Annotated in this window: 19 protein-coding genes, 1 rRNA gene and 1 pseudogene; all 21 read right to left on the bottom strand. The window is 32.2% G+C overall.

What is annotated here, in order from left to right:
* Nucleotides 1-87 precede the first annotated feature (87 nt).
* The 21 genes and pseudogenes from HW275_RS07200 to HW275_RS07100 all read right to left on the bottom strand — a co-directional run bounded on the left by HW275_RS07200 (nt 88) and on the right by HW275_RS07100 (nt 23,082).
* A 16S ribosomal RNA gene (locus HW275_RS07200) occupies nt 88-1,599 on the bottom strand.
* 295 nt (nt 1,600-1,894) lie between these two features.
* Nucleotides 1,895-3,379 carry a lysine--tRNA ligase gene (lysS, locus tag HW275_RS07195; RefSeq protein ID WP_178935891.1) on the bottom strand — a complete coding sequence of 495 codons (1,485 nt, stop codon included), beginning with the start codon at nt 3,377-3,379 and terminating at the stop codon, nt 1,895-1,897.
* Between the two features lie 21 nt (nt 3,380-3,400).
* Complete coding sequence (locus tag HW275_RS07190) at nt 3,401-3,772, bottom strand: DUF1934 family protein (protein ID WP_178935890.1); 372 nt, start codon at nt 3,770-3,772, stop codon at nt 3,401-3,403.
* Between the two features lie 20 nt (nt 3,773-3,792).
* The gene (locus HW275_RS07185; protein ID WP_178935889.1) at nt 3,793-4,218 is read right to left on the bottom strand and encodes a hypothetical protein; all 426 of its coding nucleotides are present in this window, start codon (nt 4,216-4,218) and stop codon (nt 3,793-3,795) included.
* Nucleotides 4,219-4,230: 12 nt separating this feature from the next.
* On the bottom strand, nt 4,231-4,701 hold the full coding sequence (locus HW275_RS07180) for a 23S rRNA (pseudouridine(1915)-N(3))-methyltransferase RlmH (protein ID WP_178935888.1): 471 nt from the start codon (nt 4,699-4,701) through the stop codon (nt 4,231-4,233).
* A gap of 49 nt (nt 4,702-4,750) precedes the next feature.
* Complete coding sequence (gene mutL / locus HW275_RS07175; protein WP_178935887.1) at nt 4,751-6,826, bottom strand: DNA mismatch repair endonuclease MutL; 2,076 nt, start codon at nt 6,824-6,826, stop codon at nt 4,751-4,753.
* 19 nt (nt 6,827-6,845) lie between these two features.
* The gene (locus HW275_RS07170) at nt 6,846-7,403 is read right to left on the bottom strand and encodes a hypothetical protein (protein ID WP_178935886.1); all 558 of its coding nucleotides are present in this window, start codon (nt 7,401-7,403) and stop codon (nt 6,846-6,848) included.
* Nucleotides 7,404-7,519: 116 nt separating this feature from the next.
* Complete coding sequence (gene mvaD, locus HW275_RS07165) at nt 7,520-8,506, bottom strand: diphosphomevalonate decarboxylase (protein ID WP_178935885.1); 987 nt, start codon at nt 8,504-8,506, stop codon at nt 7,520-7,522.
* A 21-nt stretch (nt 8,507-8,527) separates the two neighbouring features.
* A complete protein-coding gene (gene mvk, locus HW275_RS07160) occupies nt 8,528-9,418 on the bottom strand; it encodes a mevalonate kinase (protein ID WP_178935884.1) in 891 nt (296 codons plus the stop codon).
* 239 nt (nt 9,419-9,657) lie between these two features.
* Entirely contained in the window at nt 9,658-9,933 is a 276-nt protein-coding gene (locus HW275_RS07155; RefSeq protein ID WP_178935883.1) for a hypothetical protein, read from the bottom strand.
* Between the two features lie 323 nt (nt 9,934-10,256).
* A complete protein-coding gene (locus HW275_RS07150) occupies nt 10,257-13,358 on the bottom strand; it encodes an autotransporter domain-containing protein (RefSeq protein WP_178935882.1) in 3,102 nt (1,033 codons plus the stop codon).
* A 481-nt stretch (nt 13,359-13,839) separates the two neighbouring features.
* The gene (locus tag HW275_RS07145) at nt 13,840-14,334 is read right to left on the bottom strand and encodes a flavodoxin (protein WP_178935881.1); all 495 of its coding nucleotides are present in this window, start codon (nt 14,332-14,334) and stop codon (nt 13,840-13,842) included.
* A 168-nt stretch (nt 14,335-14,502) separates the two neighbouring features.
* Nucleotides 14,503-15,051 (bottom strand): serine O-acetyltransferase EpsC, encoded by a 549-nt coding sequence (gene epsC, locus HW275_RS07140; RefSeq protein WP_178935880.1) that lies wholly within the window; start codon nt 15,049-15,051, stop codon nt 14,503-14,505.
* A 150-nt stretch (nt 15,052-15,201) separates the two neighbouring features.
* Nucleotides 15,202-16,118 (bottom strand): annotated as a pseudogene (gene cysK / locus HW275_RS07135) (cysteine synthase A).
* A gap of 132 nt (nt 16,119-16,250) precedes the next feature.
* Entirely contained in the window at nt 16,251-17,945 is a 1,695-nt protein-coding gene (locus HW275_RS07130; RefSeq protein ID WP_178935879.1) for a M3 family oligoendopeptidase, read from the bottom strand.
* Between the two features lie 216 nt (nt 17,946-18,161).
* The gene (locus HW275_RS12580; RefSeq protein ID WP_178935878.1) at nt 18,162-18,767 is read right to left on the bottom strand and encodes an acetyltransferase; all 606 of its coding nucleotides are present in this window, start codon (nt 18,765-18,767) and stop codon (nt 18,162-18,164) included.
* Nucleotides 18,768-18,791: 24 nt separating this feature from the next.
* Entirely contained in the window at nt 18,792-19,913 is a 1,122-nt protein-coding gene (locus tag HW275_RS07120; RefSeq protein ID WP_178935877.1) for a glycosyltransferase family 1 protein, read from the bottom strand.
* A gap of 167 nt (nt 19,914-20,080) precedes the next feature.
* A complete protein-coding gene (locus tag HW275_RS07115; protein WP_178935876.1) occupies nt 20,081-21,148 on the bottom strand; it encodes a glycosyltransferase family 4 protein in 1,068 nt (355 codons plus the stop codon).
* 62 nt (nt 21,149-21,210) lie between these two features.
* The gene (locus HW275_RS07110; protein ID WP_178935875.1) at nt 21,211-22,332 is read right to left on the bottom strand and encodes a glycosyltransferase; all 1,122 of its coding nucleotides are present in this window, start codon (nt 22,330-22,332) and stop codon (nt 21,211-21,213) included.
* Between the two features lie 229 nt (nt 22,333-22,561).
* Nucleotides 22,562-22,819 carry a hypothetical protein gene (locus tag HW275_RS12575; RefSeq protein ID WP_370464347.1) on the bottom strand — a complete coding sequence of 86 codons (258 nt, stop codon included), beginning with the start codon at nt 22,817-22,819 and terminating at the stop codon, nt 22,562-22,564.
* Nucleotides 22,820-22,830: 11 nt separating this feature from the next.
* A complete protein-coding gene (locus HW275_RS07100) occupies nt 22,831-23,082 on the bottom strand; it encodes a hypothetical protein (RefSeq protein ID WP_178935874.1) in 252 nt (83 codons plus the stop codon).
* Nucleotides 23,083-23,191 lie beyond the last annotated feature (109 nt).

The following is a 23,191-nucleotide window of genomic DNA, read 5'->3' as shown; positions in this document are numbered from 1 at the left end:
GTTCATTGTAATCTTTTACCTACTATTCATTTCCCATTGTCCTGAACAGAGACATAAGAAGAAGCAGCTAGTGAACTGGCTCCTTAGAAAGGAGGTGATCCATCCGCACCTTCCGGTACGGATACCTTGTTACGACTTCACCCCAATCACTGTCCACACCTTAGACGCCTTCCCCCTTGCGGTTGGACCGGCGGCTTCAGGTGCAGACAGCTCTCGTGGTGTGACGGGCGGTGTGTACAAGACCCGAGAACGTATTCACCGCAGCATTGCTGATCTGCGATTACTAGCGATTCCAGCTTCATGAAGCCGAGTTGCAGGCTTCAATCCGAACTTGGACCGGCTTTGCAGGTTCGCTTGGCGTCGCCGCCTCGCAGCTCTCTGTACCGGCCATTGTAGCACGTGTGTAGCCCAGATCATAAGGGGCATGATGACTTGACGTCATCCCCACCTTCCTCCTGCTCTTCGCAGGCAGTCTCGCCAGAGTCCCCAACCTAATGATGGCAACTGGCGATAGGGGTTGCGCTCGTTGCGGGACTTAACCCAACATCTCACGACACGAGCTGTCGACAGCCATGCACCACCTGTCTCTGCGTTCCCGAGGGCACTGCCCGCTCTCGCGGGCATCCGCAGGATGTCAAGATCTGGTAAGGTTCCTCGCGTTGCGTCGAATTAAACCACATGCTCCACCGCTTGTGCGGGTCCCCGTCAATTCCTTTGAGTTTCAGCCTTGCGGCCGTACTCCCCAGGCGGATTACTTATCGCATTAGCTTCGGCACGGACACTCTTCATGCCCACACCCAGTAATCATCGTTTACGGCCGGGACTACCAGGGTATCTAATCCTGTTCGCTCCCCCGGCTTTCGCACTTCAGCGTCAGTTGCCGTCCAGTGAACTATCTTCATCATCGGCATTCCTGCACATATCTACGAATTTCACCTCTACTCGTGCAGTTCCGTCCACCTCTCCAGCACTCTAGCCACGCAGTTTCCAGGGCAGGCCTGCGGTTGAGCCGCAGGTTTTCACCCCAGACTTGCCTGGCCGCCTAGATGCCCTTTATGCCCAATAATTCCGGATAACGCTTGCGACATACGTATTACCGCGGCTGCTGGCACGTATTTAGCCGTCGCTTCTTCTGCAGGTACCGTCACTTGCTTCTTCCCTGCTGAAAGCACTTTACAGCCCGAAAGCCTTCTTCGTGCACACAGAATTGCTGGATCAGGGTTGCCCCCATTGTCCAATATTCCCCACTGCTGCCTCCCGTAGGAGTAAGGGCCGTATCTCAGTCCCCTTGTGGCCGTTCACCCTCTCAGGCCGGCTACCTATCGTCGCCTTGGTGAGCCGTTACCTCACCAACAAGCTAATAGGACGCAAAGCTCTCCTGCAGCATCGCTTTTCATTGCCTGGCACATGCGTGCCGGCAACCGTATCAGGTGTTGTCAGTCGTTTCCGTCTGTTATCCCTGTCTGCAGGGCAAGTTCTTTACGCGCTACTCACCCGTCCGCCTTGGCTAGCCTGCGCAAGCGCAGATTCGCCAAAGACTTGCATGTGTTAAGCATTCTGTCAGCGTTCATCCTGAGCCAGGATCAAACTCTTCATTCAATATATCTTCATATATTTAATTTCACCTTTGTCTTGACGAGAATCTTATTTGCATAAGCATTCTTGACTTTTATCTATCTTTTACACATTGTTGCTTCTTCTATTCTTATCTCAATTGTCCTTCGACACAGTTTTGTATCGACAAGATATATATTATCATAATTGGATTTCTTTGTCAACTACTTTTTTCAAAAAAATTTCCTAGGTGTATTGTATAATCAAGTGCAGCACTAAAATATATAATAAAAACTCTAAGTTTTATACGAATCTAGAGTTTTTTTATTTATCTTAAAAATTATAATTCAATATCTTCTTTTCTTAAAGTTGGGAATAAAATAACGTCCCTTATTGAAGCAGAATTTGTCTGCAACATAACTAATCTGTCAATTCCTATTCCAAGCCCTCCTGCTGGTGGCATTCCGTATTCTAAGGCACGGATATAGTCTAAGTCCATCCCTTGGGCTTCATCATCTCCAGCTTCTTTTAATTTCACCTGTTCTTCAAATCTTTCCTTCTGATCTCTTGGATCATTTAATTCTGAATAGGCATTGGCAAATTCTCTTCCTGAAATGAATAACTCAAATCTGTCTACCCATTCAGTTTCACCTTTCTGATTTTTTGAAAGCGGAGAAATTTCTTTTGGATATTCAGTAATAAATGTTGGATTTAATAAAGTTTCCTCTACTTTTTCCTCAAATATCAAGTTTAAGATTCCATATTTTGTATAAGTTCTGTCCTTTTCTAGTGGAATATTCATTTCTTTAGCTTTACTTATTGCATCTTCATCACTGCTAACTGTGTCAAAATCAAATCCAGTTGTCTCTTTTACAATATCTTTCATTGTAACACGTCGCCAAGGTTTTGCCATGTTAATGTCCCTATCTTCGTATTCAATTTCATATTTACCGTGTAATTCAAATGTCAAACTCGAAATTAAATCTTCTGTCAAGTCCATCATATCGTTAAAATCAGCATAAGCCTGATACAGCTCCATCATTGTAAATTCTGGATTGTGCTTTATTGAAATTCCTTCATTCCTAAAACTTCTGTTTATTTCAAACACTTTTTCAAATCCACCTACAAGCAGCCTTTTTAAATACAATTCAGGCGCTATTCTTAAGAACAGATCCATATCAAGCGCATTATGATGTGTTACAAATGGTCTTGCTGTAGCTCCTCCAGCAACTGGGTGCATCATTGGAGTTTCCACTTCTGTAAATCCGTGCTTTTCAAGATAGTTTCTAAAAAATCTTATAATCTGGAATCTTTTTTTCATAGTTTCCATAACTTCCCTGTTCATTACAAGATCCACGTATCTTTGTCTGTAACGGGTTTCTATATTAGTCAGTCCATGGAACTTTTCTGGAAGCGGACGAATATTTTTTGACAGGACTTTAAACGAAATAACTCTTAGAGTCAATTCTCCAGTATTAGTTCTAAAAAGTTTCCCTTCAATCCCGATAAAATCTCCAAGTCCCATTTTTTTATAAATTTCATACTGTTCTTCTCCAACTTCATCTTTTTTTACATAGTATTGAATTTTTCCAGTTGGATCCTGAATTTGCCCAAATCCATTTTTCCCCATTCTTCTGAAGGCAACGATTCTTCCCGCTGTTTTGAATACTTTGTCACAAGTTTCATCATATTGATTTATTTCTGCAATATCATTTAATTTTTCATATTTTCGTCCATATGGCTCAATGCCTATTTCTTTTAGTTCTTCTACTTTTTTTAATTTTTCTTTTATAATACCATTGTCATTGCGGTTTTGATTACTCATTCACTTTTCCTTTCTGCTTTTTTAAATATCTATAAATTGTATTTCTAAATTTATGCTGTTTATTATTTCATTACGATGTATTATATCATATTCCAGCATTATTTTTCCATTTTCTTTTTCAAATTTTTTTGTAAAAATCTCATATTTTCCATGAAACTGCTTTGTAATATAGGTAAATAAAGTATTTTTATTGTTCTTGAATATTTGCTTGGAATTGATTTGTCCATAGCGATAAATCTCTATAGAATCATTTTTATCAATAATTTTGCAGTTTCCGTATTCATCTTTATAATGATATTCTTTTTTTTCTTCAAGATTTATTATTTTTTCCAGATTAAATAATTTTTCATAATTTTGTTTAAAGTTATCTAAACTCTTTATTTTTATTTTCATTTTATTCCTTTATTTTTTATTTATTCATCTTCATCATCAAAGAAATCATCTAGAAATTCTGATAAATCCTCGTCATCTTCGTCCTCATCATCAAAAAAATCAGTATTGTCATCGTCATCCAATGCGTCAAAGTTGCCTTCGTCATACTCTCCATCCGAATTTTCATCTTTATCGTATTCCCCAAAATCCTCATTCCAGTACATATAGTCTTTGTCAGCACCGTAATATTCGTCATTCCATATTTCCAGCACCTGATCTTCCTCATCTTCATCTAAATCATACAGTTCCTCTTCAATACTGTCATAATAAAATACTTTCTTTTCTCCAGTTTCATCATCACAAACCAAATATTCCTTATCTCCTACCGTAACATTGGAAAGGCAAGTATATCCTTCTACATCTCCTTCGTTATTAATTCTTTCAAATTCTTCCCCAGCAGAATACATATTTTTCCTCCATTATTTATGATATTTTATATTATTATTAATTGAAATCCATCTGTATATTTGCTCTGTCAAAATTAACCGCATAAGCTGATGCGGAAATGTCATTGGTGAAAAGCATAGCCTAAAGTCTACGATTTTTCGCAAGTTATCATTTACACCATTGGATCCGCCAATTATGAAACTAATTTCACTGCTTGTCATGGAAATTTTTTCGATTTTTTCTGCCATTTCTTCAGAAGTTAGCATTTTTCCATTTAAGTCAAGCAAAATATTGTATGAATAATTTCTTTTTGAAATAGCATTTATTATTCTCTCAGTTTCGGAATTTATTGCATTTTCAATTCCCTTGTTATCATCTTCTTCAGCCAGTTCAACTATATCCAATTTTACGTATTTTGACAACCTCTTTGAAAACTCTGCTATTCCCTCTTTTATGTATCTGTCTTTAATTTTTCCAATACATACTACATTAATTCTTATCATATTTTTTCCTTATTGTCAAAAGTTTTTTTGATTTTTCCTGTTTTTCCCCCTATTTTTTTCTGCCAAACATTTTGTCCAAGTCATTTTTACTCAATTTCACAATAATTGGACGCCCGTGCGGACACGTATATTTCCCCACTTCATGAATCCTTCGCACCATATTCTGCATTTCAAACATATCAAGCCTTTGTCCAGCCTTTACAGCCCCCTTACATGACATCGAAATAATAATATTTTCCCGTAAATCCTTTATTTCCACTTCATTTTTCAAATCCATGAGCAACTGTAAAAACACATTTTCAATGCTATCCCGAAAGTCAAATGCAGGCACAGCACGAATTACAATTTCATCTTCTGAAAACTCATCAATATCAAATCCAAAATCTCTAAAAATTTCGATATTCTCAAAAATAATATTTTTTTCAATTTGTGTAACTTCCATTTTTAGAGGCAATAATAAATGCTGCGATTCAATTTTCTTATTATAGAATTTATCCTTTAGCTCTTCATACAAAATTCTCTCGTGAATAATATGCTGATCATAAATTTCCAGTTCGTCATCTCTACGAACGAGAATATATGTGTCAAAAATCTGCCCTAGAATATCATAATAAAACTGCTTTCCAACATGCTTTTCAAACGTTCCGACTTTATAATGGGATTCATCTGTAGTATTTTCATTTATAATATCAAAATTTCTGTGTTCACCAGAATTTTTGTAATTTTCAAAATTGCTATTATGTTCCCATTTTTTTGTCTGAAATTTATCTTCAGTTTCAAAATTTTCCATATTATTTTCCACAATTTTATTTGAATTTTTATTCATTTTATTCCAAATTTCATCAAGTTTTGAGTTGTTTTCGTTTTTACTATTTACAAAATTTTCATCATTTGAAAAATTATTATATGTAATATTTTCAGAATTATCAAAAAACTCAGAATTTCTATCATTTTTATTAAAATCATCTGCTAAAAAATTATCTTTCTCATTTGAATTTTTAGTATTTTCTAAAATCTTTCCATCAAAAGTTTCCAAACTTACAACTTTTTGGTTTTCCCCTTTTAAAATATCGTCAGAAAACAAGTCATCGTTTTCCACAGCGACATTCTCATTAATGTTAATATTTTTCTTTATTAAGTCAATATTTGGCTGCCAGTTTTCCCTGTCGTTATAATAAAAAAAGTCATCAATTGCTGATTTTATTTCATTATAAACAATTCTATCATTTGAGAATTTTATTATTTTTTTGGATGGATGAACATTTACATCAATTTCCTTTGGATCAGTATTGTAAAAAATAATGGCAAACGGGTATTTCCCCTTCATTAATTTAGTATAATAGCCGTCTATAACAGCACGTTCAATAGTTGCTGACTTGACATATCGGTTATTTACAAAAGTAAACATAAAGTCCTTTGAACTTCGCAAAATTTCCACATTTCCTAAATATCCGTATTCAAATTTTTTCAAATTTTTCAAAACTGACTTTCCAAACAATTCAAGAATTGTGTTTTCAATACCTTTTCCACTTGTTTTTATCGTGCTTTTCCCATCCAGTTCCAGTGAAAATGCCACATTACTGTTTGAAAGTGCTTCCTTTAGTACAATATCCCTGATTTTACCATATTCTGTTGACATTTTTCGCAAAAATTTCCGTCTGGCAGGCGTATTGTAAAATAAATCCCTGACTTCCATTTCTGTCCCAACATTTCTCGAAACTTCCTCAAATTTTCTCACAACTCCGCCATAACAGCCAATTTTATATCCCACAAGGCTATTTTCAGAACGTGTAGTAATCGTAAGCTTAGACACCGCCGCAATAGATGATAAAGCCTCTCCACGAAAGCCATAAGTGTTTAAATTAAAAACATCTTCCTTTTCCTTAATTTTAGAAGTAGCATGCCGCTCCACTGACAAAAGCGTATCGTCCTTATCCATCCCAATTCCATTATCACTTACTTTAACATCCGTTCCAGCTTTAAAAACCTCAATTTTTATCATCGTAGCCTTTGCATCCAGCGAGTTCTCAATCATTTCCTTAATCATTGAAGCAGGATTTTCAACGACTTCCCCAGCAGCAATAATATTTGACACTTTTTCATCTAGTATTTTTATATATCCCACAATTTATCCTCCTTTTTCATCAGTTTTTCTTTTTTAAACAAAATACAACTATCACACAAATAATTAATCCAGTAACTGCAGGCTTTAACATTGACAATGCACTCTTGCCAGTTAAAAGGTAGCTGTTAAATATTTTAAGAATTGCAGTTGCTATTAAAATTAATAAAAGTAATTTCCAGTTTTTTGTCCAAGTTGAAACTATTATAAAAACAAAAAAAATTATAACAGTAAAAAGCAGGACAATTTTATCTATTGTCCATCCACTTTTCAAATAATTTGCTTCAAAATTTAAAAATTTTACAATTTCAGGATTAGTTGCATTTGGCTTCGGAAACCAGAACATACTCGTAAATAGACCAAAAATAGAAATTGAAATTCCTGAAAACATCTTTTTGTATGCACTCCAAATTATTGGAATAATAAATAGTGGTCTAATATACCAGCTTAGTATATTACGGTGTCGCTGAAATGCCCACATAAAAAATATGTTATTACTAAAAAATAAATAAATTAAAATTATTGTCGTAATTCCAAATAATATGCCTATAACTATGTCAAATTTTCTTAATTTATCCATTATTCAAAATCCTTTCCAAAATATATCTTAACTCTTTCAATATTAAACTGATAAAATCAAACAATTTTCGGAATTATCATAATTTTTTATTTTCAATTTCAAATTAATTTTCACAATTACAATTTCACAGTTTTACTCACAATAATCTTATACTTTTCTCCAAAAATCCCTGCTAATTTCTCCAAGTCCTCTTCCAAACAAAGTACCTTCACATTAGGCCCCGCATCCATCGTAAAATAGCATTTTTCCCCATTATTTCTCAAATTTTTTATAAAATCCATTGTTTCATAAGTTTTTTCATTAAAATATGAAAACGGGGGATTTGCAGTTTCAGTTGTCTTGTGCATTCTAAGAGCATTCTCTTCTGTCAAAGTTCCTACTTTTTCAAAATCATTTTCAGCAAGATATTTTTTCATATTTATAAAGTCAATTTCAGATTGTTTTACCCACTCATCAAAATATGTTGAAGTTTTGGCACAAAGCTCCATTCCATTTCGACTTGAAATTTTCTTTTTATTTTCATTCAGCACAAGCACAATCATCGCCAGTTTCAAATTTGTCTTTACCTCATAAATCTCTCCAGTATCCTTATCCCAAGCCGCAATTGGTCCAAAAAAACTTCTCGAAGATGAACCAGAACCAAATTTTGAAATCTGTGCAAGTTCAGATTGTGTATAGTTTTTTTCAAAAAGTTCATTGCAAGCCTTTATTACAGCCGATAAACCGCTCGAACTGGAAGAAAGTCCCGCAGCTGTTGGCATATTATTTGTTGTAGAAATCTTTACTTTCTGATTCCTATTTTCCCTGAACAAATCCACAACTTTGCTAATCTTTTCCGTATGCACACTATCCTGCAATTCTCCATTCAAATAAAACAAGTCTGTCATACCCAAAAATTTATCTTCACAATTTCTATTTTTTTTTATCTCTTTTTCAACTGCAATTTTAATATCCTCATCATTTATGAATTCCATCTCTGTTTCCGTAAACATATCGTTAAGAGTAAGGGAAATACTGCTTGTGGCAGGTATCATTTTTTCCGCATCTTTTTTCCCCCAGTATTTTACAATCGCAATATTAGCATAAGATTTGACTTTTACCATTTTTTCTCCTTCATTTTTTTATTAAATTTTCTCCACCCAAATATTCTCTGCTCCACATTTTATCAGTCCTTTTTTTATCTTTTCTACAATATCCAAATTTTTTGCAAGTGCAATTACACAGCCTCCTAATCCGCCACCAGAAATTTTTGCACCGCTTGCTCCTTTTTCAATCGCTGTTTTTACAAATAAATCTGTTTTTTCAATGGTTATATGCAAGTTTTCGAGTTCTGTGTTTGCCTTTGTCATAATTTTTCCTATTTTATCGACTTTTTCTTCTTTGGATTCAGCAGTTTCAGTTAAAATTTTAGCCGTTTCATCTGTCAATTCGCCTAATTTTTTTAAAAAAATATCAGCTTTGCTTCCTAAACTTTTTACATTCTGAATCGCTTCGCCAGTATTTCCATAAATACCTGTATCTGCAATTACAAGATACGCGTCAAGATTTAAGTCAATGTAGGAAAATCCCTTATTTTTTATAAATTTTATGGCTTTATCGCTAAGGCACGTTTTGGCGTCTAGCCCGCTTGGTGTGTTGTGAGCTACAATTTCTGCCGTGTGAACCAGTTTTTCCAGCAATTCATCTTCCAAACTTTTTCCAAAGTAATCAAATACAGCACGAATTGCCGCAATGCTCACAGCCGCTGAAGAACCCATTCCACGTTTTGGCGGAATTTGAGAGGTTACTTTATATTTTATTCTTGCGTTTTCTTTTTTTAAATGCTTTAATGCAGTAAAAACTGCAACCGAGAGAGTGTCCGTCTTGTTATGAAAAAAACTAGTTTTGGCTTCTTCTACTAGACATTCAATTTCAATCTTTTTTAGAGGAATAGCAATGGCAGGATAGCCATAAACGACAGAATGTTCTCCAATTAATATGATTTTACTATGTGATTTTCCGATACCTTTTTTCATTGAATTTTTCCTTTTTTATACTAGAATTATATAAATTTATTATACTAGAAAAGTTAAAATAATCCAATAATTTTTTATATATTTTCAAAACCCAAAAAATTAATAAAACATCATATTTATATAAAATAGTATAATTTTTTGACTTGTTTTTCTAAAAACAAAAAAACTCTAGGTTTCTAAAAAACTTAGAGTTTTTCTTACACACTTGTTAAAAAGATGATGAATTTTTAATAATCTCCTTAATATGCCTCATCAGGATCATCTTCAGAAGCAATAAGAATAGCTTTAGTTAAACGTAACCCTCTGTATCCGTTTCCTTCAAAATAAATTTTGTAAATAGATCCTTTTGAAATTGAAGATAGTTTACCACTTGTAAATTGGAATGTTTTTCCAGATTCCAAACTTTCACAAGTTGCTCTTCCTTTTGACTTACTGATAACTTGGCATTCATTTACAAATCTTGAAAATCCTAATGCTCCAAATGCTAAAAATCCTACTAAAATTAACTTTTTCATGCTGATCAGCTCCCTTTTTTATTTATATAATACCGTTTTCAATCATAGTATACCATATAATTTAAAAAAATCAAGTATTATTTTTGCTTTTTATTCAAAAGTTTTAAAATTTACAGTAAAATTATATAAAATCATTTTATATCCATACTAAACTTCATTTAAAAATAGAAATTAGATTTTATAATATTTACACTATATTCTGTAAAAAATGGTTTTATCCGATTTCTACTATTTAAATGGGAAATAGTATTATTTAAAAAATTTGAATATATTATGTGTGCTTAAAAAAGACAGAAGTAAGAATTTCCCTCTGCCTAAAAATTTTAAAAATTAAATCTAACTCCAGTCGTAAACACATTGTTATTCCCTTTACCTTTTCCACTGTCAATAGAGCCGTCATAGTTTACGTACCATCCAAATCCAGAATTTACTTCCGTCAATGCTCCAACTCCTACCCAAGTTTTATTTTTAGAAAGTCCTATACCTTTAACCTTGAATGTTGCTCCTGGCAGTCCAGTATATCTTGCGTCAAAGCTTAGGTCCTGATCATTGAAGGCTCTCTGATGTGTTACGTAACCTTGGAATGTAGTCTTGCTTCCACCGTTCCAGTTTACAGCTTTTCCAACTCTAAGCCCAAGTAATGCCGCTGTCTGATTGTAGTTCTTCTTATCAGCAGTCAGTCCAAACTGGCTCTTTTCTTCCGAGAATGAACCTCTTACAACTGTATCGTGAGTTAATCCCACAAATGGTGTTACAACAAAGTCGCCATTACCATTCTTAATATCATATCCTGTTTCCAAATATCCAGAATATACTTTGTCATTATGATTAATCTTTGCTCTTGTAAAGTCATTGTTACTTAAAATAATATCTCTTTCAACATCACTGTCAACAAATCCTATTCCAAAACGTCCTTGCAAGTAGAACGGAACATTTTTGTTTCCTAATCTTCCATATAGTGAAACTCCGAAGTTGTTTGCATCAGATTTTCCACCATATCTGTCAAATTTAACGTCAGCTTTTGAATAAGATAACGCAGTACCTAAAATCAAGTTTTCACCAAACTGCTTATCAACTCCAACTTGTCCACCAGCAACTTTAGTATCTCCTTTACCGTATCCATCCTGTTTTAACTTACCATTAGCGCCAAATCCAGAAATCCACAGTCCAAAATTATCTCCAACGTTGTCAAGTGTTCCCAGCATAACTAGTCTGTTTGACAAGTCCTTGTTTACAGTATGTGAGTGCTGGAATGTAAGTGCCTGTGCAGAAGCGTAAATTTGTCCAGATAGACTGTCCAAAACTGCTGCCCTGTTTGAAGAAGTAAGTGCTTGAAGTTTTGCGGCTTTTCTTTCAAATTGGGCTACATTTCCAGCAGTTCCATCTTCAATGTTTTGATCTAATTTTTGGAATGCAGTTTCCAAGTTTTCGGCAGTAGTTTTTTGCATTTCGTCAGATTCCGCTATTTTTTCCACATAATCCACCATATTTTTTCTGCTTAGTTTTACATTTACCTTATTCTCAGCAGTTTCCACATTCCCGTTTATCAATTCAGGAGTTTCCACTTTATTAAAACTTCCATTAATTCCCTTTTCAGCTTCAATTACAGTAGATGATACTGGTTTTGCTGTAACATATCTATTACTTAATGTTTGCAAAGTGTTATTTCCATTCAAATTCACAGTTCCATTAACTTTAAGTTTTGTTCCTATTTCTGCCTTTGTTACTGCTCCATTTCCTGCGATATAATCTCCTGTTATGACAGCACCCGAACCTCTATTTTCAAAAGTTCCACCATCATTTTGTACATTTACTTTTGAAATGGTTCCATTGCCATTTCTTAAACCAATCATTGTTGTTGGATAAGTTATCAATGTACCGTTTTGGCTTATATCAATATTTGAGCCATTTTCTCCATATATTTCCAAAGTTCCACCAATTATATCAGTACTTCCATGATAAGTATTATTTCCTGTCAAAACTAAAGTTCCGTTTCCAGATTTCTTTAATCCGCCTTCACCATCAATATCATTTTCAAATATAGAAGTCCCATCCGTAACATTTGCATTAAATTGTCCTCTTAATCCACCTAATGCAGCTCTTTCACCCACAAGCAATTCACTGCTAAATTTAGCAGGCCCTTTTAATGCCTTTGCTTCATCCAGAAGTCCCCATCCAAATATACTGTCTACTCCTGGTTGTCCTAAATCCTTTGCTGTTGTAAGTATTGTCTGTTTTAATTCATGTCCTGTCATCCAAGGGAATTTTTCCTTTACTTTAACTGCCGTTGCTGTTACTCTCGGTGCTGCAAAGGAAGAACCATAAGCCGAACATCTAGGTAATTCACAATCTCCACTTGCAGAAATTGTCCACCATTTTGCCTTTCCTGCTCTTGCAAGATGCACTGGATATTCCCTTCCATCAGGTTGTACTCCAACTACCGCAATCCACCCTCTATAAAGCTCAGGTATGTAATGAGGCATTCCAGCTTGAATTGTTGGTGCATTATATGTTTTTGTTCTACCATTTCTATCTGTTGTTGTATTTCCTGCAGCCCATACAAATAAAGAGCCATTATTTACTGCTTTTTTATAAAAATTATTTAACTCATCTATCCTTCTATCAAGAATTCTGCTATCATTAACCTGACTTTCTCTCATAACAGAGGGGTATAAATGTGGTTTATAATTTGAAAAGTTATAATCAGAAAATTCCAAAGCTGTACCAAAAGATTGGTTAAATATCCTTACTCCACGATTATACAAATCTTCATATTTTTCCTTATCTGTTATTAAATGGCCTCCTCTTTCCCCAAAACTAACCCCATACACAGAAGCTCCCTTTGCCCCTTTACCACTTTTTCCAGCTAAAATGGTAGCAACCATCAACCCATGATCATCTTCACTCAATGTACTGTAAGTGTCTAAAGTCTTTTGAATAGCAGTAAATCTATCTCCAAATTCTTCAGTTAATACCTTACCAAATTCTGTTCCCGAGTTGAGAAGTCCACCTCGATAAAAGCTATCTGTATAAGCATTGTTACTTAAAAAATCACTATCCAAAACTCCAACTTTAACACCCGCTCCAGTTATATTCCGTCTATCTGTAGGTTTCGGAAATCTAGTGTCTTTTTCTGATACCTGTGGTTTTATTTCTGGAATAGAAGGATTATTTGTTTTGTTTTCTTCTGTTGGCAATATTGGTTTTGGTAAATTTTGGTTATTTTCTCCAATTATATTGGTTGTCCCACTATTATTTTCCTTTTTTCCAGTTCCACCAGTTTCAGCTGTATTTCCCGGTAATGAAGGTACTGTTGGTGTTGGTGCCGTTCCTGCTGTCTGAGTAACAGAACTGCCACCGCCTCCACCTCCGCCACAGCTTGACAAAATCGCTATTAAACTTATTAATATTATTCCTTTTTTCATTCTTTCATCTTTCTCCTTTATTATCAAATTTAAAGCCCCATAATTAATTTTCCCAAACCCTAAGATTTTCTTATTAAGTTAATCAAGGGTTCGGGCGTGTTAAAAACCGAACTAAATATTAAAACTGCATTCTCAAAGTCAAAACACTTTTAATATTTATTATTCGATTTTGAGAGAGTTTGAGTATGCTTTGTTTCCTGCATTGATAATTTTATCATAACAAATGAGAAAAATCTTTCTAATATAATCATTTTTTATATCAATTTTATTATAAAAAAAAGAAAATTATATATTTTTTATAAAAAAATTAAGGAAAGAAAAAAAGACGCCCTAATGAACGTCTTTTTAATTTTTGGAGAGAAAATCAACTTGTGAAAATTGATTTATCTTAGTTATATTTAAAATATAGCTAAAATCATATTTAATTTGTCTTTTGTGAAAATTTTTTATTAATAAATTTGTTCACAGACATAGCTTTTTATTAAAATTCTTTTTTTATTTGCTCAACCCATGCGTCAATTCTTTCATCTGTCAATTCAGACTGATTAACTTCATCTAAGGCAAGTCCTAAAAATTCACCATTTTTTGCTGCTCTTGATTCGTTAAATTCGTATCCTTCTGTTGAAGTTTTTCCAATGATTGTCGCACCAGTTTTTTGGATTTCTTCATCAATGATGGCAATTCCATCCATAAATGTATCAGAGAATGTTCCCTGATCCCCACTTCCAAAATATCCTACTTTCTTACCGCTGAAGTCTTTGCCTGCCAAGTCGTCAACAACTGCCGCCCAGTCATCCTGCAAATCTCCAAATCCCCATGTAGAAGTTCCCAAAAGCAATACATCAAAATCTTCCAGCTTATCTTCATTCCCATCAATATTAAAAACTTCCGCCCCTTCAATCTTTTCTCCAATTTTATGAGCTATATCTTCTGTTACACCTGTTGTTGATCCGAAAAAAATTCCTACTTTTGCCATATTAAACCTCCACATTTATTTAATTATTTAATACAATAGATTCTCTTTTTATTAAATTTTTATACAGAGAATATACCATATTTTACTTTGATTGTCAAATTTTTTTGATTTTTGAGTCTATGCGGCTATTTTTCCAAAAAATTCTTGAAGCACAGCCATATATTTTTGCTAAATATACCACATGTAATAATCTTCTTCCGTTTTTGGAATAATTCTGGCAGGAATGCCCACCGCAACCGCTCCATCAGGCACGTCTCGTAAAACAACCGAATTTGCTCCAACTCTCACATTTTTTCCAATTACTATGTTTCCCAAAAGTTTTGCTCCAGTTCCAACTGTTACATTTTCCTTTAAAGTGGGGTGTCTTTTAGTTTTTGAGGCGCTTACCCCTCCAAGGGTTACGCCGTGGTAGATGACACAGTTATCCCCTATTTCCGCTGTTTCTCCAATTACAATTCCCATTCCATGATCAAAAAATATTTTATTTCCTAATTTTGCTCCTGGATGAATTTCTATTCCAGTAAAAAAACGGGAAATCTGTGAAATTAATCTTGCAAAAAAATATAATTTATGATTCTGAAAAAAATGTGCAATTTTATGATTAATAACCGCATGTAATGAGGGATAAAGGAAAACTTCCATTTTATACCTCACTGCCGGATCTTTTTCTGCGATATTATTTATTTCATTTCGTAACCATTTAAAAATAATAATCACACTCCTTAAAAATTATATCTTATTATATACTAAAACCATTTCAAAAACAACTTTTTTATACACATTAATGTAAGGAAATTTTTTAAGGATTATAAAAAGGCAATTCATCTTAAATATATTTAATATCAAAGAATTCTTGCCATATATTTTTTATAAACTATTTCTAAATGCTTCAACTGATAAGTATTTTTCACCGCCATCAGGTAAAATTGCTAAAACTTTTTTCCCTTTTCCTAACTTTTTAGCCACTTTGTAAGCTGCCGCAATTGCAGTTCCAGAAGAAATTCCAACAAACAGTCCATTTTCCTTTGAGGCTCTTGCCGCAAACTCAATAGCCTCATCATTTTCTATTTTTATAATTCCATCTACAATTTCAGGATCATAATTTCCAGGAATAAATCCGGCACCAAGCCCCTGCTGTGAATGTTTTCCAGGCTGCTCTCCAGATAGCACGGCAGATGTTGCAGGCTCTATCGCAAACACTTGTACTCCAGGACGTTCCTCCTTTAATCTTTTCCCAATTCCTGATAAAGTTCCCGCAGTTCCAACTCCTGAAACAAAGGCATCAATTTGTGGAAAATCATCCAAAATTTCTTTTGCAGTAGTTTCATAATGTTTTGCAGGATTTGCAGGGTTTTCAAATTGCTGAGGCAAGAAGTATCCGTTTTCAGCCGCCAGTTTTTCAGCTTCGGCAATTGCACCTTTCATTCCCTTTGCCCCTTCAGTTAAAATTAATTCAGCTCCATATGCTGCCAAAATGCTTCTTCTTTCCACACTCATCGAATCAGGCATAACAATTACCACTTTATATCCTTTTGCTTTCCCAATTAATGCCAACGCAATTCCAGTATTTCCCGAAGTAGGCTCAACAATTGTCCCTCCCGGTTTTAATTTCCCTTCTTTTCAGCCGCCTCTATCATTCCAAGTGCCGCTCTATCCTTTACACTTCCACCAATATTATATTTTTCCAGTTTTACATAAATATCAGCAATATTTTCTTCATTTAAAAATTTTAGTTTTACCACAGGTGTATTTCCAATTAAGTCTAAGATATTTTCATAAATCATTATAAATTACCTCCATATTTAGTGTATTGTTTTTTCTAAATTTGTATCTACAATTATTATATCACTAATTTTTTTCAAAATCAATAGAAAAACATAAATATTTTCAAATTTTTATTTTTACCCTGACTTAAATTATAAATTCATATCGTCAACACTATCCAAATATTCCTTAATTTTTGGAATTACAGCCGCCAATGTCCCTTCCTCAAATGGATTCTTGAGATTAGCAGACTTCATAAGCTCAAAGAACGATTTGCTTCCTCCAAGTTTACACAGATTCAAATAATCCTGCCATGCCTTTTCCCTGTCTTCCCTTGATTTTATCCAAAATTGGAAAGCACACACCTGAGCTAAAGTGTAATCAATGTAGTAAAATGGCGAGCTGAAAATATGCCCCTGTCTAAACCAGAAAATTCCATTTTTCAATTCTTCAATTTCTCCATAATCTCTAGTTGGCAAATATTTTTTTTCAATTTCAAGCCATTTTTCACGACGTTCTTGTGGTGTAACTTCTGGATTTTCATACACCCAGTGCTGAAATTCATCGACAGTTACTCCATAAGGAATGAATAAAAGAGCTTCTGACAAATGAATAAATTTGTACTTATCAGTATCATTTTCAAAGAATAATTTCATCCACGGCCAAGTCAAAAATTCCATGCTCATTGAATGAATCTCGCAGGCCTCATAAGTTGGCCACAGATATTCAGGCACATCAAAACCTCGGCTTTGGTAAACTTGAAAAGCATGCCCGGCTTCGTGTGTCAAGACATCAATATCATGTGATGTCCCATTAAAATTAGCAAAAATAAACGGTGCCTTGTATTCTGGAATATAAGTGCAGTATCCTCCGCTCACTTTCCCTTTTTTAGAAAGTAAGTCAAGCAAATTATTTTCAGTCATAAATGTAAAAAATTCATCAGTTTCCTTCGACAATTCCTTATACATTGTTTTCCCATGATTTAAAATCCACTCAGACGAACCGTGCGGATCAGCATTCCCAGAATTAAACTTTATAGCCTCGTCATAAAATCTAAGTTTTTCAACACTGAGCCTTTTTTCCTGTCTTTTACGAAGTTCAGTATGCAGTGGCACAATGTTTTCAAGTACCTGCTTTCTGTAACTTTCTACCATTTTGGCATCATATTCAAGTCTTGAAAGCTGTTTATATCCAAATTCAACATAATTTTTATATCCCATTTTCTGTGCCATTTTAGTTCTCACTTTTACAAGTGAATCATAAATATTATCAAATTCTTCCTGATTTTCAGCAAAAAATTGAGCTACTTTCCTTGCCGCTTCAATTCTCACATTTCTATCCTTAGATTGAGTATAAGGAACCATTTGCGATAAATTAAGCTCTTTTCCGTCAAAATCAATTTTTGCACTGGCAATCAGTTTTGAATACTTGCTTGATAATCTATTTTCCTCCTGTGCATCTGGAATAATCTCGTTCGAGAAAACTTTCAATGTATTTTCCGCTAGGTCAAACAGCAATTTCCCGTATTTCTTAATAAGTTCATTTTTAAATTTTGAATTGATAAGCGCTTTGTAAAAATCATTAGTAAATCCAAACAAAATCGGACTAATTTCATCCATATACTCATTTTCCTTATCATAAAACTCATCATTCGTATCAATGCTATGTCGAATCGAAACAAGCGTCTGCATAGTTTCAATATGATTTCTCAGCTTTATAATCTTATCAAACGCCTCAATCTGCCCCTCCACATTCTCTGCCTTTTCAAAACTATCTATCAGCTCTGAAAATTCTCCTTTTATTTTTTCCAAGTCCAAATGTTCATATTTGTAATCATTAAAATTCATAATTTTCTCCTTCCATTTTTTCATAATACACTCAAAACTAATTTGACAAAACTTATCAATTCAATTTTACTAAAGTTTTAGTATATTTTTTGATTTTAGTATATCAAATTTTGGATGAAATAACAATTTGAATATGAAATTTATAAATAAAGTCATAACTTTTTAATACAGTAATTATTTGCTGTATCAATAAAAAAATGGGAATTAAAGCATATTTTATACTCTTTCCCATTCTTTTGTTTCAAAATTATATTTTTTTATTACTTTTGCAGGATTTCCAACGGCAATGCTGTTTTCTGGCACATCTTTAGAAACAACAGCATTTGCGCCAATTATAGAATTTTTTCCAATAACTGTACCTGGCAAAACTGCAACATTTTCTCCCAGCCAGACATTCCTACAAATTTTCACTGGTTTTGTAAAAATCTTTCTCTCTTTCACAATCTCATTTGGATATGAATGTCCTAAATCCTTTAAAGACGAATAATTTCCATGATTTAAATCCGAAATATAAACCTTACTGGCAATCAATACATTATCTTCAATAATAACTGACTCTGCACAGGATAAATGAACGTAGTCATTAATTTGAACATTATTTCCAATAATTAATTGAGGATTTTTCCCACTTGAAATCCCATTATTAAAATTATAAGCCTCTATTCGGCATCCGGCACCCGTAGTAAAATTTCTTCCATATTTTATATATTTTTTCCCTCTTATATCAAACGGAAAACGAATTAATCTGGCTTTTGGAAAAAATATCTTTGTTTTAATCAAATTAATTCCCAATTTCCACAATTCATAAAATGACTTTTCCATACTTTACCTTTCTATATCTATTTGTTACATTTTTTCATAAACTTTTTCAAGAACTTCTACAGATTTTTTCCATTGGAAATTTTTTGCTTGTTCTAAACCTTTTTCTATCATCTCTTTTTGTAATTTTTTATCTGACAAAATTTGTTTATATGCTTCAAAAATTTCATTTTCATTAAAAGGATCTACCAATATTCCAGCATCTCCTGCAACTTCTGGCATTGACGAAATATTTGATGTAACTACTGGAGTTCCCGATGCCATAGCTTCCAAAACTGGCATTCCAAATCCTTCATACAAAGAAGGAAATACAAATATCTGTGCAAGTTTATAAATAGGGATTTTATCCTCTTCATCGATATATCCTGTAATTATAATATCTGTCCCCATTGATTCTATTAATTTCATAATATCGTCATATTTCCAGCCTTTTTTCCCCACAATTACAAGTTTTAAATCATCATTAACTTCTTTTTTATAGTTTTTAAAAGCTTTAACAATTCTTTCAATATTTTTTCGGGGTTCAATTGTCCCTAAGTATAAAATATAGCTTTTTGGCAAATCGTATTTTTTTCTAATATTTTCAAGTTCTATATCAGTATAATTATATGAATATTTCTGTAAGTCAATCCCTGGTGTTACAATCTGTATTTTTTTCTCATCTACATTAAAATGTTTAATAATATCTGATTTTGCACTTTCTGAAATAGTTATAATCAAATCTGATCTCTCAGCTGCATATTTATATTCACTAATAGCTTTCATATCACCCATGGTTTCTGGAGCTGAAAAAAATACAGTATCATAAATTGTAATTATTACTTTCCCCTTAATATTTTTAGGAATTGTAAAATTGAAAAAATGATAAATATCCGATTTTGTACCCATCAAAAAGTTATGACTTATTTTTAATTTTTGAGTTAAAATATTATAGACTTTATATGGAATAAATTTGTTTTGCTTTATTTTTATATCATAGTTGATTTGTTCCTTCACGTTATGTCTATTCATAAAATTTATAAATTCAGCAGTATAGTCATTTTTATTATTTTGAACTAACCCTTTTACAATATTAAAAATATACCATCCTACTCCTGTTTTTGGTCCTACGGCCCACTGAATTTCAAGAGAAATTTTTTTTCTTTTCATATTCCATATAACTCCTTTTTTAATTATATTCTAATAATTTTCAAGCATAATTCTGTTATACTTTGATTTTCAATAAACCTATTCGATAACTGTATAACTTTGAAAATATAATGAAAATAAGTATTACTCGTAAGGGGGTAAAACCCTTTGTTAAAGATAAAGAATATTCAGCTGCCAGACAAGTTCAATTTAAAAAACTGATTATACAATTCAATATACTTTTGTCTTATTACATCATTTCCAAAATTATCATAATAATATTTCTCAAAATTACAGCTCATCCCCCTCTTCAAATAATTCTGAATTTTATTTTCTAAATCCTTAACAGTATTATTTACCAAAAACTTTTTATCAATAATAATCTCAGGAATTGCTGAAACATTTGAAGCAAAAACGGGCTTGTTATGCAAATATCCTTCAATAATAGGAAGTCCAAATCCTTCACCATATTTAGCCAGAACTGTTACAATATCACAGCTATTATAATACTGCCTTATTTTCTCATCTTCAAGAAATCCCATTAATTCAATATTATCCAATTTCTTTTCTTTTATTTCTTTTCTATACTTTTCAAGTAAAGGCCCTTTTCCAGAAATTTTTATTTCAAGATTACTATTCTTTTGGGCAAGTTCAATAAGTAATTCTATATTTACCCGCTCCTCAATGCTTCTTACTGTAAATATTTTTACTTTTTTTGAACTCCAAAATTCTTTTTCAAATTTAAGTTTTATTTGTTCAAGTGGAGTAGTGTTATTAACAATAATAAAATTATTTTCATCATAAAGTGATTCTTTTTTTGAAAAATTTGATATAAAATGTACTAATTTACTTTTTCTATAAACAGCTTTTTCAATAAATTTAAAAACATTTTTAAACTTATGACTGGTTTGGGATGATAAATAAAAAAGTCCGTCATGAACAGTAAATACATCTGTTTTTCTCAAAAGAAAAAAACTCATTAGATAATTATGAGAATGAATAACACATTCAGCATTTTTATATAATTTATTTATAAGTTTATTTAATTTAACAAAACGAAATAAATTATGTCTTATTGATATACATTTTATGTCATTCCAAAAAAAATCCTCATCTTTTTCTCCAAAAAATACATAATATTTTTTTATATTCTGTGGCAATGCCCCAGACTGAGATAATATAACATTTTCTACTCCACGTTTATATATAATCGGATTATTAAACCCAAAATATATAACAATTTTATCTTTTCCCATATTTTTTTTAAACTTCTTTCTATTTTTATATTTCAAAATAACTTTTTGATAATTTAAATGTACTATTTATTATCTGAAAGCAAAATATCGAATAATTCTTTCCAATTCCTACAAAATGGTTTTTCAATAGTTTTCTCTATATTTCCATCAAATTTTACATTTTTCCCATTTATTAAAATTTCCATTTTCTTAGCTAATTCTTTAGCATCATCAGGTTCAAAAAATATTACATTTTCATAATTCCCTAACGTTTCATGAGCATATTCCAAATTTACTAAAAGTATATTTTTACCAAATGCTTTCGCTTCTGAGATTGGCAATCCCCAAGTTTCAAGTTTAGATGGGAAAATAATATTTTCTGAAATTCCATAATATTTCATAAGCTCATTTCTTTTTAGCAAACCTAAAAACTTTATATTCCTTAAATCTTTATACTTTTTAAATAATTTTTTTGAATATAGATTCTCACTGCCATCAACTGTTAGATAAACTGTAAAATCTGTAACATTCTTTTCTTCCAATATTTTCACAGCCTCACAAATAACCTCAAAATTTTTAAAAATTCTAGGAAATGCTGGATATAAAAAACTATTCCTTACTATTTTTATATTATTTTGTCTATTCTTTTCTAAATCCAAATCATCAATAGCAACATTAGGATGAGCTACAATTACATTCTTAATTTTAAAAATCTGTTTAAATCTTTTCCGAAGCCAATCCTGTTGCACCACAACAAAATCATTTTTTTGAATATTAATTCTATAAATATATTTATAAAACTTAGAAAATATAAACATTTTAAATTCATTAACTATATCCTTTTTATTCACATCATAAAAAATAATGGGATTATGGCAATAAACCGCTCTTTTAGCTGCAACTACATTAGGTGTCATATCATGCAACGAAAGCCATAAATATGGTTTCAATTCTTTCGACAGCTTCTTAAAATAAAAATATTCATAATACATTCTTTTTAAGTAACTTTTTTTAGAATCCTTAAATTCAATAAATTCTATTTTTGCTTCATACTCGGAAAATAAATTTCTATCGTGAACCAGTGCCACTATTCTATATTCTTCCAGAAAGTTTTCTTCAAGGTATTTAAGGCATTCTTTATAGATTGTTAAGGGACCGCCTTCATTAAAATTGATAGCAGATATTATTATTTTTTTTTTGTCCATGTTTTTTATTCTCACTTTTTATTATTTAAAATTATTTTCTATTTCTTCTATCAATGCAGTTATATTTTCACCTTCAATTTATTTCACCAACTTTTTCAAATACATTTCCAATGCTGACTCATTTAAATTTAATGGTGTAATATTATCTTCGCTGATAGCCTGTGATCTGATATATTTTTGCCGCAAATTTGTTGTTTTACTTACATTTTTTAAATAACTATAGTTTACTTTATCCTTTTCGATTGAAGTTATTTACTATGTTTTCCTTTTCTAATCTTTCCAGAGGTGATAAATTATGTGCAGTAAAGATTAATTGCCCTTTTGCAATTTCTGATATATTTTTTAAAATAATTGCCAGTAAATATTCAAATATATGTGTATTTAGTTCATCTATTACAACTAAGGCTTCTTCTTTAACATAATAAACTAGTACCGATAAAATTGAAATTATCTTTTTTATTCCTGATGATTCATTTTCAATATATATTTCTTTATCATCTATTTTTTTATATACAGATTTAATGCTTTTTCTTTTACTCCGTTTTCCCTTATTTTTTCTCCTTCTTCTTTACAATAAAGTTTTGAATCAGATACTACTGTTTCAAAAATACCGTTTACCTGTTCTATTGTATTTATAATTATATCTGCAATTTCTTCAGGATAGTAATTTGTTTCAGAATTTAAAAACATTGGTAATTCTCCATGTGCATTTTCTTCTTTATATACCACCTTATCCGCATGGATATTCATTTTTATTAAACTTCCTATATTAAACATTATCTGATTCTGAAAGGTAATCAAAAATATCTCGCAAATATAATTTCTTAATAAATTTATCTTTTTGAATATTTTTGTAAAA

Source organism: Leptotrichia sp. oral taxon 223 (assembly GCF_013394795.1).
Lineage (GTDB): Bacteria > Fusobacteriota > Fusobacteriia > Fusobacteriales > Leptotrichiaceae > Leptotrichia.
This window is presented reverse-complemented; position numbering and strand designations above follow the sequence as displayed.

Coding starts and splice junctions, on each gene's coding strand:
- HW275_RS07180 (WP_178935888.1), bottom strand. CDS start 4,701: ATGATAAGAATTAATGTAGTATGTATTGGAAAAATTAAAGACAGATAC.
- HW275_RS07130 (WP_178935879.1), bottom strand. CDS start 17,945: ATGAATTTTAATGATTACAAATATGAACATTTGGACTTGGAAAAAATA.
- mvaD (WP_178935885.1), bottom strand. CDS start 8,506: ATGGTAAAAGTCAAATCTTATGCTAATATTGCGATTGTAAAATACTGG.
- HW275_RS07115 (WP_178935876.1), bottom strand. CDS start 21,148: ATGGGAAAAGATAAAATTGTTATATATTTTGGGTTTAATAATCCGATT.
- HW275_RS07145 (WP_178935881.1), bottom strand. CDS start 14,334: ATGGCAAAAGTAGGAATTTTTTTCGGATCAACAACAGGTGTAACAGAA.
- mvk (WP_178935884.1), bottom strand. CDS start 9,418: ATGAAAAAAGGTATCGGAAAATCACATAGTAAAATCATATTAATTGGA.
- HW275_RS07150 (WP_178935882.1), bottom strand. CDS start 13,358: ATGAAAAAAGGAATAATATTAATAAGTTTAATAGCGATTTTGTCAAGC.
- HW275_RS07185 (WP_178935889.1), bottom strand. CDS start 4,218: ATGTATTCTGCTGGGGAAGAATTTGAAAGAATTAATAACGAAGGAGAT.
- HW275_RS07110 (WP_178935875.1), bottom strand. CDS start 22,332: ATGGACAAAAAAAAAATAATAATATCTGCTATCAATTTTAATGAAGGC.
- HW275_RS07100 (WP_178935874.1), bottom strand. CDS start 23,082: ATGAATATCCATGCGGATAAGGTGGTATATAAAGAAGAAAATGCACAT.
- lysS (WP_178935891.1), bottom strand. CDS start 3,379: ATGAGTAATCAAAACCGCAATGACAATGGTATTATAAAAGAAAAATTA.
- HW275_RS07170 (WP_178935886.1), bottom strand. CDS start 7,403: ATGGATAAATTAAGAAAATTTGACATAGTTATAGGCATATTATTTGGA.
- HW275_RS12580 (WP_178935878.1), bottom strand. CDS start 18,767: ATGGAAAAGTCATTTTATGAATTGTGGAAATTGGGAATTAATTTGATT.
- HW275_RS07120 (WP_178935877.1), bottom strand. CDS start 19,913: ATGAAAAGAAAAAAAATTTCTCTTGAAATTCAGTGGGCCGTAGGACCA.
- HW275_RS07190 (WP_178935890.1), bottom strand. CDS start 3,772: ATGAAAATAAAAATAAAGAGTTTAGATAACTTTAAACAAAATTATGAA.
- HW275_RS07155 (WP_178935883.1), bottom strand. CDS start 9,933: ATGAAAAAGTTAATTTTAGTAGGATTTTTAGCATTTGGAGCATTAGGA.